Below are 16629 nucleotides of genomic sequence, written 5' to 3'. Positions count from 1 at the left end.
TTTCTTTACAATCAATACAAAATACATGAGTACATTTTGATGCAACAACTGTTAGAGATTATGCGTGAACTACGCGAAAAATGTCCGTGGGATCGTGAGCAAACGCCGCTTAGCCTGACCCGTTACGCCATTGAAGAAGCCTATGAGGTCGAAGACGCTGTGCGTGGTGGTCAAGTCGATGATATCCGCGATGAATTGGGCGATTTATTGTTGCAGGTGGTATTTCAAGCGCAAATGTACAGTGAGCAGGGCGCCTTTGATTTTAATGATGTAGTAAATGCGATTAGCCAAAAGCTCATTCGTCGTCATCCGCATGTTTTTGAGACAGAAAAATTTAAGCAGATGAGCCCTGCGCAAGTCTCTGAGTTGTGGCATCAAATTAAAGCCAAAGAAAAACAAGGCAAGCCACAAACGCGTCTAGATGAAATTAAACCTGGCCCAAGTTTACAACAAGCACAAGCCATACAAAAAAATGCTGCAAAAATTGGTTTTGATTTTGCCAATGTGCAAGATGCTTACGGCAAATTGGAAGAAGAATTGGGCGAACTCAAGCAAGCCATGCTCAATCAAAATTCCGATGAAATTCAAGACGAGTTGGGTGACTGTTTATTCTCACTGGTGAATGTTGGGCGTAAACTAGGGGTATCTAGTGAAACTGCATTACTCGGTACTATCCATAAATTCCGTACACGTTTTGCCTATATTGAGCAACAAGCCGCGTTACAAGGCAAACAGGTCGAAAGTATGAGCTTAGAAGAAATGGATCAATTATGGGAGGCCGCGAAGCAAAGGAGATAAATGATGCGAATCATTTGGATACTGATGTGTTTATTTACTGCAACGCTTGTACATGCCAATCCTAAATTTGATCATGACTATGCCAAATGGCAAGCGCAGCAAAAGGCCATTGATGCACGTTTAAAAGCGCAAAAAGCGGGTCAAGACCCCAATTATTACCTCTCTAAACCAAGTGTAAGCGCGGCTGCACAGGGCGCTAAAGTCAATATTAATCGCGCGTCTTTAACTGAGTTGCAGCAACTCTCTGGTGTGGGGCAGAAAAAAGCCGAAGCCATTATTCAATATCGCGAGCAACATGGCCCGTTTAAAGCAGTCAATGACTTACAAAATGTCAAAGGCATCGGGCCAAAATTATTGGAGAAAAATCGGGCACGCCTAGCTTTATAATAGAATTTGCAAAAAAACTACTGATTCTGGGCCTGCTCGATAATTTCTAGTTGATTATCAAATTGCCCTTTTTAGGTGTAAGCGATATGATTAGCGACATCTTAATACATTACGTTCAGACGTAGGAGACAGCGTCTTTTGCAAACCTTGCGCGCGTCAAAATGCGGTTTATCTACCGCACAATTACCTTCTTATATTTTAGATGTCATCGATGCTTTAACCAAAGCGGGTTATGAGGCCTATATTGTGGGCGGTGGTGTTCGTGACTTAATGCTTGGTCTTAATCCAAAGGATTTTGACGCTGTCACTAACGCAACCCCAAGCCAAGTCAAAGAAGTCTTCGGTCGTCGTTGTCGAATTATCGGTCGTCGTTTTGAGTTGGCACATGTTTATTCTGGTCGTGAACTGGTGGAAGTGGCGACTTTCCGTGCGCCACCCAAAAAAGCAGTGACATCTGCTCAAGGCATGATTTTACGCGATAACAATTGGGGTACGATTGAGCAAGATTTTGCGCGCCGTGACTTCTCAATTAATGCGATGTATTACCAACCACGTAAAGGCATTGTCTTAGACTTTTGCAACGCGGTGGACGATATTAAACATAAAACATTACGTCTACTTGGTGATCCGCAAACGCGTTTTGAAGAAGATCCTGTGCGTATGCTGCGTACTTTACGCTTTGCAGCCAAATTAAACTTTAATATTGCACCAGAAATTTTAGATGTATTTACGCCACAATTAACGCAATTATTACGTGATGTATCACCACATCGCTTATATGATGAATCCCAAAAGCTGTTTACCATGGGGCATCTCAATCGCGTGATGCCAATGTTAATTGAGTTTGGTATTTGGCAACAACTCTTTGCCGATATTAAGCCGCATGTTACGCCATTTGTGGAGCGTGCCGCAAAAAATACCGATCAACGTATTTCAATTGGTAAAACCATTAACCCTGCATTTTTCTATGCAGTGCTATTGTGGGAGCAATTCCAAGAGCGCTGTCATTTTTATTTACATAAAGGTGTTGTGGCGGCTGAGGCGCGTGCTCAAGCGGGTCTGGATGTGTTAAAACGTCAAAGTACGCGTACCATTATTCCGCGTTTTGCAGAAACTTTTATTCGTGAAGTGTGGGAAATGCAAACCCGATTACTCAGTCCAAAGCCACAGCAAATTGAGGCTTTGTCGGGTCATGCACGTTTCCGTGCTGGTTTTGACTTCTTGTTATTGCGTGAAAAATCAGGTGATCCGACCACGCAAGGTATGGGTGAATGGTGGGATGCTTATCAGTTGATGAGTGGCGACCAAAAAGAACGTGCCATTAGTCAATATAACCGCCAACGTGCCAAGAATCGTCGTAGCAAAACTGATGAAGTGGTACTCACTAAGGTACATACTCAAGAACTTGAACCTTTGGTACAAGAACCAGAGTCGCGCAGTCGTCGCCAGCGTAAAGCCAAACAAGAAGTACAAGCCAAAGTGGAGCGCTCTGTGGCTTCTGGCTCAACGGACGGTAGTATTGGCTCTGATCATCCAATCTTAAAGCGTAAACGTGTGCAACGCGATTTAAGCCAAGTGATTTTTGGACCAACGCAATGACGGTAACTTATATTGGCTTAGGCAGTAACTTAGGCGACTCACGCGAGATTTTAGCTGAGGCGGTGGTAAAACTGGCTACTTTAGGTGAGGTGAAAACCTCAAAGTTATACCAAAGCCCACCGATGGGGCCGCAAGATCAACCTGATTACCTAAATGCAGTGGTGCAACTGATGACAGATCTTGCGCCTTTAGATTTATTAGATCAATTACAACGCTTTGAACAAGAAGCGGGTCGGGTACGTTTACGCCATTGGGGTGAGCGGACTTTAGATCTGGACTTGTTACTTTATGGTGATGAGCAGATTCAAAACGCGCGTTTAACTGTGCCACATGTGGGTGTGCTAGAACGTGAATTTGTTTTATTGCCGCTGTTAGATATTGACCCATTTTTACAAGTTCAAGGTCAAACACTAAAAGACTTAAGTCAAGTGAAAAATGCCAACTTAACGGTATGTGCAGAACGAAACTGGGTACAATTTTAAGATTTTTTGAGGGAAGTCCTTTTTACTTCCATAGAGGAATAGCTACATGATCAGTCTAAGCGATTTGCGTAAGTTTAAAGCTGAAGCACGTAAATTTTCATGTCTTACTTGTTATGACGCCAGCATGGCCAAGGCCATGGAAATTGCCAAAATTGATAGTATTTTGATTGGCGATTCATTAGGCATGTCAATTCAAGGGCGTGATTCGACCTTACCTGTGACCGTAGAAGATATGGCCTATCATACTGCAGCGGTGCGCCGTGGTAATACGCATTCTTTTATTATGACTGACTTACCATTTATGAGTTATGCCACCTTAAATGATGCTTTGCAAAACTCACGTACCGTGATGCAAGCGGGTGCGCAAATGGTCAAAATGGAAGGTGGCGCGTGGTTGGCTGAAACTGTGGAAGTACTGACCCGTAATGGTATTCCAGTATGTGTACATTTAGGTTTAACGCCGCAATCGGTGCATGTACTAGGTGGTTATAAACTGCAAGCGCGTACCCGTGAAGCAGCAGACCAATTGATTGCCGATTGTAAAGCGGTAGTTGCAGCGGGTGCAGCGGTATTATTACTCGAATGCGTGCCTGCGCAATTAGGTCAAGAAATTACCGAACTATTCCCAAATACGCCAGTCATTGGGATTGGTGCGGGTAATGCCACAGATGGGCAAGTCTTGGTTGTACAAGACATGCTTGGTTTAACATTTGGTCGCGTAGCAAAATTTGTACGTAACTTTATGAAAGAACAAGCAGGGGAAACTGCCATTTTAGATGCTTTTAAAGCCTATCATGCCGCAGTATTAGATGGATCTTTCCCAGCGAAAGAGCAAACCTTTCAGGTAGAACTGTAAACAATGAAAACAGAAACCACAATTCAAGGCTTAAGCGCATCTTTAAGCCCAGCTCGTGCAGCACGCAAAATGATTGGCTTTGTACCCACAATGGGGAATCTGCACGAAGGTCATTTAAATCTGGTGCGTGAAGCAAAAAAACTATGTGATGTGGTGGTGGTCAGTATCTTTGTCAATCCTATTCAATTTGGGCCGGACGAAGATTTCGACAGCTACCCACGTACGCTAGAGCAAGATCAGCGTTTATTGGCTGAAGTGGGCTGTGATATTGTCTTTGCACCAACCGTTGAACAAATGTATGGCACTCAGCCACGTTTGACCAATATTTCTGTCAGTGGTATCACCGAGGACTTATGTGGCCTGCAACGTCCAGGGCATTTTGATGGTGTCGCGGTTGTGGTGACGAAACTGTTTAATATGGTACAGCCGACTTATGCTTTCTTTGGTGAAAAAGATTACCAACAATTGGCCGTGATTCGTCAGTTTGTACGTGATCTTAATATTCCACTTGAAGTGATTGGCGTGCCGATTGCCCGTGCTGAAGATGGTTTAGCTTTAAGCTCACGTAATGGTTATTTAAGCCCAGAACATCGTGCGCTTGCTCCCACGATTTACCAAAGCCTGAAAACAGCCGCAGCTGACTTACAGGCGGGTACAGCCTTGGCACAAGTATTAGCAAATTTAGCGCAAACCTTAACTGATGCGGGTTTTGTGGTGGATTATGTCGAAGCACGTAGCCCACAACTTCACAAAATCGAACAATTTGATCAAGACGTGGTGTTATTTGTTGCGGCAAAATTAGGTGAAACCCGCTTAATCGATAATTTACAGGTTAAATATAACGCTTAGCGTTTTACAGGAAGCATTGCCATGAAGCGGATCTTAATCGTTACAGGACAATCAGGCTCAGGAAAATCATCGGCCTTACAGGTTTTAGAAGATTTGGGCTACTACTGTATTGATAATTTGCCCTTGGCATTGCTCCCTGAAATTGTGGCGAAACTCGATTATGAAAATAATCTAGAACTGTTGGCATTAGGGGTGGATGTACGCAGCACCCGTGCGGACTTAGAAGAATTTGATGACGTCTTTGCTTTGTTACAACAACATGGCGAAGTGGAAGTGATTTTTTTAACCACCCAAGATAAAGAACTGTTTGCCCGTTTTAGTGCCTCACGCCGACCACATCCATTATCTAACCGTTTTCAAAGTTTAAGTCTGTGTATTCAAGAAGAAAAAAATCTACTGTTGCCCATCCAAATGCGTGCTACAGTCAGTATTGATACCACAGATAAAAGTGTGCATGATTTAAAGCATGTGTTGTTGTCTAAACTTGGGCAAAATGAACGCTTAATTTTAATTTTACAATCCTTTGGATATAAACACGGTATTCCACTCGATGCCGATTACGTCTTTGATGTACGCCACTTACCCAATCCACATTGGGATTTAGAACTACGTCAATATTCAGGCCTTGATCAACCTGTTCAGGATTTTTTAGCGCAAAGTGATCAAGTGCATGAGATGTTTAACGATATTCATCACTTTTTAGAAAAATGGCTGCCAACCTTTGCCGAAGGGCATCGTCACTATATGACCGTTTCTATTGGTTGTACCGGTGGTCAGCATCGTTCTGTATATATCGTGGATAGACTCAGACAAGCCCTTGAGGCAAAATGGTCTATTCAAGTCCTCCACCGAGAAATGAAGCACTGGTCATGATCGACACAACTGTTGACGTAATTAATAAACTAGGTTTACATGCGCGTGCATCTGGTAAGCTGATTGAAGTCACCACCAAATTTCGTTCGTCCATTCAAATTGGCAAAGGTGATAAATTAGTAGATGCAAAAAATATTATGTCTTTGCTGATGCTTGGTGCGGGCAAGGGCACAACTTTACGCTTAGTGGTTGAAGGTGCAGATGAAGAAAAAGCTTTATCTGAGATTCAAGCACTATTTGCAGCAAAATTTTACGAGGCAGATTAATCGTGGCACGTCGACCAACCCGTTTTACCGAAGATGACTTTGAATCTTTGGAAGGACGTGCAAGTAAAACCGAACAGAAAAAAGCCGTACAACGTATGGCAGCTTTAGGTGAGCAGCTTGCACAGCTTAGTATTAAGCAAATCAATAATCTCCCAGTGGAAGAACGCCTGATTGATGCACTACTCGATGTACGCGCGATTACTTCAGGTGAAGCACGTCGTCGTCAATTTTTACGGATTGGTAAATTGTTGCGTAATGAAGATGAAAGCATGATTTTATCTTATTTAACCCCGCAACAAGGTGCTAAGAAAACTGCGCAATTACAGCGCTGGGTTGATCGTATGGTCAATCAAGGCGAACCTGTGATTAAAGAGTTTATGAAAGCGCATAATGCAGCGGAACATCATCCGATTCGTCAGCATATTTTACGTATTCATCGTGATATGGCAAAACAGGCATCTGAGGAAGAAATCGCTGCTTCAAAGTTAAAATTGTTTAACTATATTCAGCAAGTGGTTTTAATTTCAGACAACTAAAAAAAGCGGCTTTGGCCGCTTTTTTTATCGGCTGAGTAGCATAAATTTAAGCCAAATTATTTACACAATGCTTGAATGTTGTGTGGCTTTAGTAAAATGCCACGGTTTGAGGTTAAATTTTCGTTTTAAGTTTATATGGCCATCAGTGGTTAAGCTTTGTATTAACATGGGCTAAATAAGTGTGATTTAAGTGACAGAAAAGTAAAGTTGAAGCAAAAGTAATTTTTTGGGGCTTATCATGGCGTTTAAAGCCAAAATTGCTTTACAGATCTGTGCCTGAATCTGACCTAAAATCAGCAATTGCTGCACATTGAGCATAATTTAACGGTTTATTAAAACCCCGAAGCCGTGTAAAATTTTACACGATTTTTATTTATGCACCGTTTTTATCTTTTGAGGGTTTCCCTCGATCATAATCTCGCGGTGACATGCTCTATGGTACGGGGCATCACTCCTTAAGGATTTTTTATGCCAATTATCACTTTGCCAAATGGCGATCAAAAACAATTTGATCAAGCCGTATCTGTGATGGACGTTGCGCTGAGCATCGGTCCTGGTCTTGCTAAAAATACAGTTGCAGGTCGTGTAAACGGTCAACTTGTTGATGCATCTGACTTAATCACCGAAGATGCAACGCTACAAATTATCACGCCGAAAGATGAAGATGGTGTACACATCATTCGTCACTCTTGCGCGCATCTTGTAGGTCATGCAGTTAAGCAATTGTTCCCTGAAGCAAAGATGGTCATTGGTCCAGTCATTGAAGACGGTTTCTATTACGATATCTTCAGCGAAAAGCCATTTACTCCAGAAGATATGGCTGCCATTGAAGAGCGTATGAAAAAGCTCATCGATCAAGACTACGATGTTATTAAAAAAATGACCCCACGTGACGAAGTGATTGCAGAATTCACCAAGCGTGGCGAAGACTATAAATTACGTTTGATCGAAGACATGCCTGAAGAAACGCAAATGGGCTTGTACTACCATCAAGACTACTTGGATATGTGCCGTGGTCCGCATGTTCCAAACACTAAATTCTTAAAAGCATTTAAACTGACTAAAATGTCAGGCGCTTACTGGCGTGGTGATGCGAAAAACGAACAATTACAGCGTATTTACGGTACAGCTTGGGCTGATAAAAAACAGCTTGCAGCTTATGTAAAACGTATTGAAGAAGCTGAAAAACGCGATCACCGTAAAATTGGTAAAGCGCTTGATTTGTTTCATATGCAAGAAGAAGCACCAGGTATGGTGTTCTGGCATCCAAATGGTTGGACGATTTACCAAGTATTAGAACAATACATGCGTAAAGTTCAGCAAGAAAATGGCTATTTAGAAATTAAAACGCCACAAATTGTTGATTTCACGCTTTGGGAAAAATCAGGACATGCTGCAAACTATGCAGACAACATGTTCACCACGCATTCAGAAAGCCGTAACTATGCAGTGAAACCAATGAACTGCCCATGTCACGTACAAGTATTCAACCAAGGTTTAAAATCTTACCGTGACCTGCCAATCCGTTTAGCGGAATTTGGTTCTTGTCACCGTAACGAACCATCGGGTTCTTTACACGGGATTATGCGTGTACGTGGTTTTACCCAAGATGATGCGCATATCTTCTGTACCACAGAACAAATTGGTCAAGAAGTTGCTGACTTTATTAAGTTAACCCTTGATGTGTATAAAGACTTTGGCTTTGAAGAAGTACAAATGAAGTTGTCTACACGTCCTGAAAAACGTGTGGGTGAAGAAGCACTTTGGGACGTGGCAGAAAAATCTTTAGCAGATGCTTTAGATGCAGCAGGTTTGGCTTGGGAACTTCAACCAGGTGAAGGCGCGTTCTATGGTCCGAAGATTGAATTCTCACTCAAAGACTGCTTAGGCCGTGTATGGCAATGTGGTACGATTCAATGTGACTTTAACTTACCAGAACGTCTTGATGCGTCGTATGTTACAGAAGACAACGACCGTGACCAGCCAGTGATGTTACACCGTGCGATTTTGGGTAGTTTTGAGCGTTTCATTGGTATTTTAATTGAACACTATGCAGGCTTTATGCCACCATGGTTAGCGCCAATTCAAGCATGTGTGATGAATATTACTGATTCACAAGCTGAAGCATGTGAGTCAGTGGTCGCAAAACTTAAAGAAAGTGGTATCCGCGCGATTTCAGACTTGAGAAATGAGAAAATCGGCTTTAAGATTCGTGAACGTACTTTAGAGCGTATTCCTTACTTATTGGTTTTAGGTGACCGTGAAGTTGAGGAAGGTACTGTTAACGTACGTACCCGTTCAGGGAAAAATTTGGGTACTATGTCAATCGATGCTTTCGTTGACTTAGTGAAAGTAGCCGTTGCCGAACGCGGCCGGTACATTGTGGAGTAAAAGCGATTAAACAGCCTGACCGTAATCAACAGGGTGGTAAATCAAACCGTCCTGCTTTGAATGATGAAATTCGTGCTAAAGAAGTTCGTCTTGTAGACGAAAATGGTGAGCAAAAAGGTATTGTAAGCTTAGCTGATGCAGTACGTGCTGCAGAAGCTGTAGATCTTGACTTAGTTGAGATCGTAGCTAATGCTGAGCCACCTGTTTGTAAAATCATGGACTTTAACAAGCATTTGTTTGATCTCAAACAAAAGCAGAAAGAAGCGAAGAAAAAACAACATCAAGTACAGGTGAAAGAAATCAAACTCCGCCCTGGTACTGATGTTGGTGATTACAACGTAAAATTACGTGCAATCATCAAGTTCCTTGAAGAAGGCAACAAGGTGAAAATCACTTTACGCTTCCGTGGTCGTGAAATGGCACACCAACAATTGGGTCTAGCACAACTACAAAAAGTTGAAGCTGACGTAGTTGACTATGGTGTTGTTGAACAAGCACCAAAAATGGAAGGTCGTCAAATGGGTATGCTACTTGGTCCTAAAAAGAAAAAGTAAGCACTCATGAGAAAAAAGCGCTGCAATTGCAGCGCTTTTTTTATGCTTTATTCTGAAACGACCTCTGCCGTTACATTCTCAATCTGTTCGAGTTTACGACCAATTGGGATTTGGCGCGGAAGTTTTTCTTCAGGAATAATGCGTTGCAGATCAATGGCTAAAAGTCCATTTTGATAATCAGCTTGTTGCACTTCAATATGTTCATCTAAACGTAATGACAGTTTAAACGCGCGGCGTGCAATGCCTTTATGCAAAAACTCAACTTGTTCATCGGCTTGGTTTTGTGGTTGTGCACTAATGGTTAGCACCTGATTTTCTAAATGAATGGCAAGTTCATCTTGGGAAAAACCAGCCGCTGCTACCACAATGCGGTAAGCATTATCACCGCGTTTTTCGATGTTATACGGTGGATAATTTGGAGTGTCGCTTTGCATCGCATAGTCAAAGAAATCGTTTAGACGGTCAAAGCCAATACCACGACGGAATAATGGGCTTAAAGTCATGTTACTCATTGATAAAACCTCCTAAGGTTAGCAAAGTCATATAAATAAGTGGCTGTAATCAAAATTCACAACCTGACGCTCAACATCATCATAGATCGTTTGCGTATTTTTTATATCGGTATGGGTTAAAATTTTTCAAGTAAAAAATGCGCAATTTTTTGCATGGATTTGCACAATTTATGCACGGCTTTATGGAGTAAAGCATGTTATAAAAGAGAGCGAAAAATAGACATGGAGTCTGTAAAGTTCATGATTGATTTATATTATTGGGGTACTCCCAACGGACATAAAATTAGTATTGCCTTAGAAGAAATGGGCTTGGACTACCAAATTTTCCCGATCAATATTTTAAAAGATGATCAGTTTCAGCCTGAATTTTTAAAGATTTCACCCAATAACAAAATCCCTGCCATTGTTGATCGGGATGGGCCGCGCGGTGAGTCGATTTCAATTTTTGAATCGGGCGCAATTTTGCAATATTTAGGCCGTAAAACGGGCTTATTTTATCCAAGTGATGAAGTTGAGCGCGTAGAGGTTGAGCAATGGTTAATGTGGCAAATGGGTGGTTTTGGCCCCATGCTAGGACAAAATCATCATTTTGGTCGTTTTGCACCGGAACGAATTGCCTACGCGACTGAGCGCTATGTCAAGGAAACCAAACGTCTATATCAAGTGTTAAATACACAGCTGACTGGACGAAAATATGTAGCAGGTGAGTATTCGATTGCGGATATGGCGATTTTACCTTGGATTTTAAGGCATGAATGGCAGCAGATTGATTTAGCGGATTATCCGCATGTAGAAGACTATGTCACACGCTTAACCGCGCGGCCGGCAGTACAACGCGCCTTGAGCATTCAGGTCAGCGCCTAAATCTGCTACCATGCAGGCGATTTCTTTTAGATGGTCTTGATCAATGCAGCAGTTTTTCTTAAATCTTACTCGTATTATTGAAAACAACGCACGGATCTATTTAAGCATTATTTTTGGTATTGCTTTGTGTTTGTTGCTGTTTGTGGCAGAAGCGGTGCATGTGCAAAAAATTGCTGAAAGCCTTGCCACCAAAGATCAGGATGTATTACGTGAAGCGATTCAACCGATTGCGCAGCTCTATACATGGGCACGTATTGCTGTGCTGATTTTAATGTGTGTGTGGTCAAGCCTTGAATATAGTCTAACTAAAAAGCGTTTAGGCTTGTAATTTGGCATTATGGCTGTTGTGGATCAGCGCTTTTGGCGCTGCGACCTTATTGCCGCTGCAATCGGAAGCGGTATTGCTGGGTTTACTCAGTCAAACTGATTATGCGCCCGCTGTATTAATTGCGGTGGCGAGCATGGGTAATATTTTAGGCAGCTGTGTCAATTGGTGGTTGGGTGTCAAAGCTGAGCAATACAAAAATAAAAAATGGTTTCCAGTTTCAGATCAAAAACTGCTTAAAGCACAAAAGATCTATCAGCGTTATGGTTATTGGTCGCTCTTGTTAAGTTGGACACCGATCATTGGTGATCCAATTACCTTAATTGCCGGCTTAATGAAAGAAAATATCGTCCGATTTTTACTCTTGGTCAGTGTGGCAAAAATCGGACGTTATCTGTTTATTTATCTGGCTTTTTTAGCGTGGTAAGGCTATTAATCGCAAGCATTTAATTTAAAAGTAATTTCATCTTTTAAGGTATTCGGTTTATACAGCCAATATTTGCGTGCTACTTTAACTTGTGCAGATTGTGCAGCAGCTTTAACCTTTTGATCGACTGCATAAACACCTGAGCCTTGGGTGATTTTTACTTTTTTGACTTGCCCCTTATTGTTGACCTTCAGCTTAAATGCGACACGACGATGATGTGCATTTAACTCATTTTCGCTGAGTGCTAGAACAGGTTGGTTGACATAACGGAAGGTGACTTTTTTAGCGTTTTGCTGTGCTTGCCATACTTTAGAGTCAAATTGATATTGGCAAACTTCAGAACCATCTTCTTGATAATTTAAATTAAAGACTTGGTAACCAATGACAGGCAGCAAAGTATCTTGACGCTGCTCAGGTTTAACTTTGGCGGCATAGACAGCTTTGATTAACGCTTCATCTAATTTTTTAAGTCCCGTACTTTCTTGAACTTGTGCTTTGGTGACTTGGCCTGTTTCATCGGCATAAATACGCAAAATCGCACTACGATCTTGACCATTTAAATCTTGGTTTTGGTAGTTGGGCTTCGGAAAGTGGCTCCAATTAATCCGCGTGGTGAGGTGAGCAGGCAGCGCTGCACTCTTTTGTGGGCTGAGTTGTTGAGTTTTTACCTCGGCACTATAGGCAAGGGTAAGTGGAAAACTACAGAGTGCTAAAGCGAGAATTGCTTTCATAACCAATATTTTAATCAGCGAACAAAAATAATGCGCTCAAGTATTTCCAAAAACCGATGCGCTCGCAAGTAAAAAGATCAGTTTATATTGAACAAGGATGCTTTTGTTTTAGACAAAGATGCTTTAGAATATCGGCTCCCTTACCTGCAGGTCGTTTTGCAATGGTGCAAACGAGCCGAACAGGTGTTCAAAAGAGGTTGTTATGCCTAAGATGAAAACTCGCCGTGGTGCAGCTAAACGCTTCAAAGCGACTGCAAACGGTTTTAAGCGTAAACAAGCGTTCAAACGCCACATTTTGACCAAAAAATCTGCTAAGCGTATTCGTCAATTACGCGGCTGTGTAATGGTTCACGTAAGTGACGTTGCTGCAGTTCGCGCTATGTGCCCGTACATCTAAGGAGATTATAAATGGCTCGTGTAAAACGTGGTGTACAGGCTCATCGCCGTCACAAAAAAATTCTTGCTCGCGCTAAAGGTTACTATGGTGCTCGTTCACGCGTTTACCGCGTAGCGTTCCAAGCGGTAATCAAAGCTGGTCAATATGCTTACCGTGACCGCCGTCAAAAGAAACGTCAATTCCGTGCTTTATGGATTGCGCGTATCAATGCTGGTGCTCGTCAAAATGGTTTATCGTACAGCCGTATGATCGCTGGCTTGAAAAAAGCTCAAGTGATTATCGACCGTCGTGTACTTGCTGACATCGCTATGCATGACGCAGTTGCGTTTGCTGCTTTAGCTTCTAAAGCTAAAGATGCATTGGCTGCATAAGTCTTTATGACTTAAAAAAAGACCGCTTTTAGCGGTCTTTTTTTTGCTTTAGGGGTTATAAAAATTAAATTTCTAACTGAAAATTTTAAAATAATTTCTATTTTATGGATTATTCTAGCCATCATTTATATTTGGTATTTCTCTGATTGCTACGATTTGAGGTTGGACTATTGCAATATTTTACCTCCCAATGAAATGGGAGATTTTTTTGCGGGCGTTTTTGCACCTTTAGCTTTCTTAGGTTTGATGGTAACTATTCAAAATCACAAAAATGATACGCAGGACTTATTAAATATTGAAAAAGAGCGTAACAAGGCAAGTGATCCATTTTTTATATGGATATTTAAAGATATTGTTAAACATGAAGAATACTATTCTGAACATGATGTAACTAAGCAATATTATATATTTAAATTTCAAATTGTGAATATTAGAGGGATTGCTACGACTACCACAGTATTTATTAAAGGTTCTGGTATATGGTGTCAAAACGGGAAACAAATCCTTATTTTTGAAAAAAACACAATAAATAGCTTTGAGTTCTTGATTGATTGTGACTTATGTAAATCAGGTCAAGCTAGGCGGGAAATAAAAATTGAATGTATCAATGAAATGGGTAAAAAATTAAATTTTTATTACGACCTAACGGTGACAGATTATAGAGATGAATTTTGTGATGTGGATGGTTTTGATGCAATGATAGCTCCTAAGGAAGTTAATCTATAGAAATTTTAAAATTTCTAAGCCACAAACAATCACCCAAAAGAGTAGATGTAACAAATAGCAATAGCTGCTATCTAACAATATCTGAGAATTTTGAAGTGTCATTAGACAGTAATTTATATGTCGCTTTTAATTTTATATCAGTTGCATTGAATCATTTTTACATATTGGTGCTAGATCAACCTATAAATCAGTTTATAGTAAATAAAAAACCATAGGAATAACAATAATGCGTGCTGTAATTACCGGTTTAGAACAAGGTGATCTTGAGGTGGAGTTTTTAGTGCTGCCGCGTGAAGGTGAATACCTTAAATTGCATAATAAAGACGATATCATTGAAGGTGAAGTGGCGTCAGTGACGCATAGCATTTATCTTCATCAAAGTGAGCATCAAATCAAAATTGCATTAAAACCAATTAATTAATGGTTATAGGTGGCGAGATTCTCTTTAAGAGCAGCCACCTATATGCATTGAAATTGAGCTTTAAAAACCAAAATAATAAGCCGCTGCACACAGCATAGCGGTAATAAAAATTAACGCAATCACATTACCCGCACCGGCTTTTTTCGGGCTTTTTTCAGCTAACTGCCGAGATGGCGTGTGTATTGTGCTATCTAAAGGCGTGCTTTCTTGTGCCACATAACTTAAACGTGCAGTCGGATAATGATTGGCGACTTTAACAATAAACTTTCCCTGTAAATCATCGAGCTTTTGGCTAAAGTGACGATATTTTAAGTGTTCCTCTGCACTAAACGTCGAACCATCTGCATACAAGGCAGTTTGTTGGCGCTGTGCAATATATTGGCTTAAAGCATTTAAACGATGCAAACTTTGATGGGCATAATCGGCTTGAATATCTGTAGGCATTAATGCCAAATACACGCTGCTATCTTGTGGATCTTCCATACCATAATAAGGTAAATCAAACTTTGGCACAGGGAAGTCTTGTGCAAATGGTGTTTGGAAGAGTTCTGTTTGTAAAAATTGCTCGATTTCATCCCAATTTGGCTGTTGTAAGTCTGCCATAACACGTTTCGCCAATTTATGATTCAATTCATAACGCCATAGCGTTTCTAGGCGAATTGGAATTTCCTGCCCCAAAGGTGCTTGGTAATCTTGCTCTAATGTGTACCATGCAGCTAACTCACGTCCACAAATCCATGCGTGTGTATGTTTGGGGCTATGGCTGACAATAAAGTGCGCATAAGGCACCAGTTCTACACTTGGATTGGGATTGTCTTCATCCACCAATAAACTCGAACAATGCAAACTTAAACGCGTTACACCTTGGGCTTTTAAGCCTTCAAGCCAAACTTGAAAATGCTGCGCCAACAGTTGCTGCGAGATCAGATCACGAAAAGCAAAGCTATGTTGCTGGAAAATAGAATGATTCACCCAACGGCTAAAACTGAAGTCTTGGGTAAGGTATTGATTACCGTAAGTGACAAGGGTGAGTTGTTGTTGCCAAATGGGGTCGAGCGCCATGCTATTCTTCTCAGAAAATTTGGCTTTATCTTAGCCTGTGTAAAAAGGCACTGACAATAAAATTTTCGTTAAAGACTTGCTTCATTAAAATACTGAAAAACTGTTAGAATGATGGGTTTTAATTATATTTTAAATGTTGCTTTGAGAGTTACTATGTCACTGGAAGCCCTGACCACTGAAGCGCTCGCTGCCATCGCAGCAGCAGAGGACCTTGCTACACTCGATCAAGTACGAGTGCAATTTACTGGTAAGAAGAGCCAGCTTGCTGAGCAATCGAAGTCTTTAGGCAAAATGGATCCTGAACAGCGTAAAGAGTTTGGTGCCCAAATTCATGCTGTACGTGAAGCGATTAATGCTGCGTTAACTGAACGTCAAACTGCGCTACAACAAGCTGCATTGGCCGCAAAACTTGCCAGTGAAACAATTGATATTAGTTTACCAGGCCGTGGCCAACGTGTGGGTAGTATCCATCCGGTGACCCAAGTACAAGAACGTATCTGTCAATTCTTTACCAAAGCTGGCTTTACTGTGGCAACTGGCCCTGAAGTTGAAGATGACTATCACAACTTTGAAGCCTTAAATATTCCAGGGCATCACCCTGCACGCGCCATGCACGACACGTTCTATTTTGATGTGAATCATTTGCTACGTACCCATACTTCGGGCGTACAGATTCGTACTATGGAAACGCAGCAACCACCAATCCGTATTGTCTGCCCAGGTCGTGTTTACCGTTGTGACTCGGATCAAACCCATTCACCAATGTTCCATCAAATCGAAGGTTTATATGTCGCTGAAAATACTAGCTTTGCTGAACTGAAAGGTTTGTTGGTGAATCTTTTAAATGAATTCTTTGAAAAAGATTTAAAAGTGCGTTTCCGCCCATCTTATTTCCCATTCACAGAGCCAAGTGCTGAAGTGGATATTATGGACGAACGTGGCAAATGGTTAGAAGTATTGGGCTGCGGTATGGTACATCCAAACGTATTACGTTCTGCGGGTATTGACCCTGATAAATACAAAGGCTTTGCCTTTGGTTTAGGTGTAGAACGTTTTGCGATGCTGCGTTATGGCATTAATGACTTACGTATGTTCTACCAAAACGACGTACGTTTCTTACGTCAGTTTGCTTAAGAATTTTTAATCCTCTCCCTATATAAATTGGGGTTTGGGAAATAAATTAGTTTTTAGATTTTAAATAA

Annotated in this window: 22 protein-coding genes; 19 read left to right on the top strand and 3 right to left on the bottom strand. The window is 41.3% G+C overall.

Features of this window, described 5'->3' with window-relative positions; all coding sequences use genetic code 11:
• Positions 1-39 precede the first annotated feature (39 nt).
• The 11 genes from mazG to infC all read left to right on the top strand — a co-directional run bounded on the left by mazG (position 40) and on the right by infC (position 9591).
• Positions 40-798, top strand: a complete 759-nt coding sequence (mazG, locus tag CYK47_RS07120; protein WP_122900357.1) for a nucleoside triphosphate pyrophosphohydrolase — start codon at positions 40-42, stop codon at positions 796-798.
• A complete protein-coding gene (locus tag CYK47_RS07115) occupies positions 799-1185 on the top strand; it encodes a ComEA family DNA-binding protein (protein WP_122900252.1) in 387 nt (128 codons plus the stop codon). It abuts the gene before it with no gap.
• A 138-nt stretch (positions 1186-1323) separates the two neighbouring features.
• Positions 1324-2784, top strand: coding sequence for a polynucleotide adenylyltransferase PcnB (gene pcnB, locus CYK47_RS07110; protein WP_122900250.1), 1461 nt, complete (start codon positions 1324-1326; stop codon positions 2782-2784).
• Positions 2781-3266: a 2-amino-4-hydroxy-6-hydroxymethyldihydropteridine diphosphokinase gene (folK, locus tag CYK47_RS07105; protein WP_122900248.1), complete on the top strand. Its 486-nt coding sequence runs from the start codon at positions 2781-2783 to the stop codon at positions 3264-3266. The genes pcnB and folK overlap by 4 nt, the downstream gene beginning before the upstream one ends.
• A 46-nt stretch (positions 3267-3312) precedes the next feature.
• On the top strand, positions 3313-4122 hold the full coding sequence (gene panB / locus CYK47_RS07100) for a 3-methyl-2-oxobutanoate hydroxymethyltransferase (RefSeq protein ID WP_122900246.1): 810 nt from the start codon (positions 3313-3315) through the stop codon (positions 4120-4122).
• A gap of 3 nt (positions 4123-4125) precedes the next feature.
• Positions 4126-4971, top strand: coding sequence for a pantoate--beta-alanine ligase (gene panC, locus CYK47_RS07095; protein WP_122900244.1), 846 nt, complete (start codon positions 4126-4128; stop codon positions 4969-4971).
• Between the two features lie 21 nt (positions 4972-4992).
• Positions 4993-5844, top strand: a complete 852-nt coding sequence (gene rapZ, locus CYK47_RS07090) for an RNase adapter RapZ (protein ID WP_122900242.1) — start codon at positions 4993-4995, stop codon at positions 5842-5844.
• Positions 5841-6110: an HPr family phosphocarrier protein gene (locus tag CYK47_RS07085; protein WP_122900240.1), complete on the top strand. Its 270-nt coding sequence runs from the start codon at positions 5841-5843 to the stop codon at positions 6108-6110. The genes rapZ and CYK47_RS07085 overlap by 4 nt, the downstream gene beginning before the upstream one ends.
• A 2-nt stretch (positions 6111-6112) precedes the next feature.
• A complete protein-coding gene (yjgA, locus tag CYK47_RS07080) occupies positions 6113-6646 on the top strand; it encodes a ribosome biogenesis factor YjgA (protein WP_122900238.1) in 534 nt (177 codons plus the stop codon).
• 468 nt (positions 6647-7114) lie between these two features.
• The gene (gene thrS, locus CYK47_RS07075; protein ID WP_122900236.1) at positions 7115-9037 is read left to right on the top strand and encodes a threonine--tRNA ligase; all 1923 of its coding nucleotides are present in this window, start codon (positions 7115-7117) and stop codon (positions 9035-9037) included.
• 5 nt (positions 9038-9042) lie between these two features.
• Positions 9043-9591 (top strand): translation initiation factor IF-3, encoded by a 549-nt coding sequence (infC, locus tag CYK47_RS07070; protein ID WP_122900234.1) that lies wholly within the window; start codon positions 9043-9045, stop codon positions 9589-9591.
• A gap of 47 nt (positions 9592-9638) precedes the next feature.
• Here infC and CYK47_RS07065 read toward each other — a convergent pair whose 3' ends face one another.
• Entirely contained in the window at positions 9639-10103 is a 465-nt protein-coding gene (locus CYK47_RS07065) for an Hsp20 family protein (protein WP_122900232.1), read from the bottom strand.
• Positions 10104-10343: 240 nt separating this feature from the next.
• Between CYK47_RS07065 and CYK47_RS07060 the strand changes: the two genes are divergently transcribed.
• The 3 genes from CYK47_RS07060 to CYK47_RS07050 are packed head-to-tail and all read left to right on the top strand — an operon-like array spanning position 10344 to position 11719.
• Positions 10344-10967, top strand: coding sequence for a glutathione S-transferase N-terminal domain-containing protein (locus tag CYK47_RS07060; protein ID WP_122900355.1), 624 nt, complete (start codon positions 10344-10346; stop codon positions 10965-10967).
• A 43-nt stretch (positions 10968-11010) separates the two neighbouring features.
• Positions 11011-11295 (top strand): hypothetical protein, encoded by a 285-nt coding sequence (locus CYK47_RS07055; RefSeq protein ID WP_122900230.1) that lies wholly within the window; start codon positions 11011-11013, stop codon positions 11293-11295.
• A gap of 1 nt (position 11296) precedes the next feature.
• Complete coding sequence (locus CYK47_RS07050) at positions 11297-11719, top strand: YqaA family protein (protein WP_122900228.1); 423 nt, start codon at positions 11297-11299, stop codon at positions 11717-11719.
• Between the two features lie 5 nt (positions 11720-11724).
• On the opposite strand, the gene CYK47_RS07045 is transcribed toward CYK47_RS07050, so the two are convergent.
• Positions 11725-12450 (bottom strand): energy transducer TonB family protein, encoded by a 726-nt coding sequence (locus CYK47_RS07045; RefSeq protein WP_122900226.1) that lies wholly within the window; start codon positions 12448-12450, stop codon positions 11725-11727.
• Between the two features lie 202 nt (positions 12451-12652).
• Between CYK47_RS07045 and rpmI the strand changes: the two genes are divergently transcribed.
• From rpmI to CYK47_RS07025, 4 genes are all read left to right on the top strand, one after another.
• The gene (gene rpmI / locus CYK47_RS07040) at positions 12653-12847 is read left to right on the top strand and encodes a 50S ribosomal protein L35 (protein WP_122900225.1); all 195 of its coding nucleotides are present in this window, start codon (positions 12653-12655) and stop codon (positions 12845-12847) included.
• An 11-nt stretch (positions 12848-12858) separates the two neighbouring features.
• Positions 12859-13218, top strand: coding sequence for a 50S ribosomal protein L20 (gene rplT / locus CYK47_RS07035; RefSeq protein ID WP_004647525.1), 360 nt, complete (start codon positions 12859-12861; stop codon positions 13216-13218).
• 162 nt (positions 13219-13380) lie between these two features.
• Positions 13381-13944 (top strand): hypothetical protein, encoded by a 564-nt coding sequence (locus CYK47_RS07030; protein ID WP_164709163.1) that lies wholly within the window; start codon positions 13381-13383, stop codon positions 13942-13944.
• A gap of 226 nt (positions 13945-14170) precedes the next feature.
• On the top strand, positions 14171-14365 hold the full coding sequence (locus CYK47_RS07025) for a hypothetical protein (RefSeq protein ID WP_122900221.1): 195 nt from the start codon (positions 14171-14173) through the stop codon (positions 14363-14365).
• A gap of 60 nt (positions 14366-14425) precedes the next feature.
• On the opposite strand, the gene CYK47_RS07020 is transcribed toward CYK47_RS07025, so the two are convergent.
• Positions 14426-15427, bottom strand: a complete 1002-nt coding sequence (locus CYK47_RS07020) for a hypothetical protein (protein WP_122900219.1) — start codon at positions 15425-15427, stop codon at positions 14426-14428.
• Positions 15428-15580: 153 nt separating this feature from the next.
• On the opposite strand from CYK47_RS07020, the gene pheS reads away from it, so the two are divergent.
• The gene (gene pheS / locus CYK47_RS07015; RefSeq protein ID WP_122900217.1) at positions 15581-16561 is read left to right on the top strand and encodes a phenylalanine--tRNA ligase subunit alpha; all 981 of its coding nucleotides are present in this window, start codon (positions 15581-15583) and stop codon (positions 16559-16561) included.
• Positions 16562-16629: the final 68 nt, after the last annotated feature.

It is taken from the genome of Acinetobacter sp. B51(2017), assembly GCF_003711395.1.
Taxonomy (GTDB): domain Bacteria; phylum Pseudomonadota; class Gammaproteobacteria; order Pseudomonadales; family Moraxellaceae; genus Acinetobacter.
This window is presented reverse-complemented; position numbering and strand designations above follow the sequence as displayed.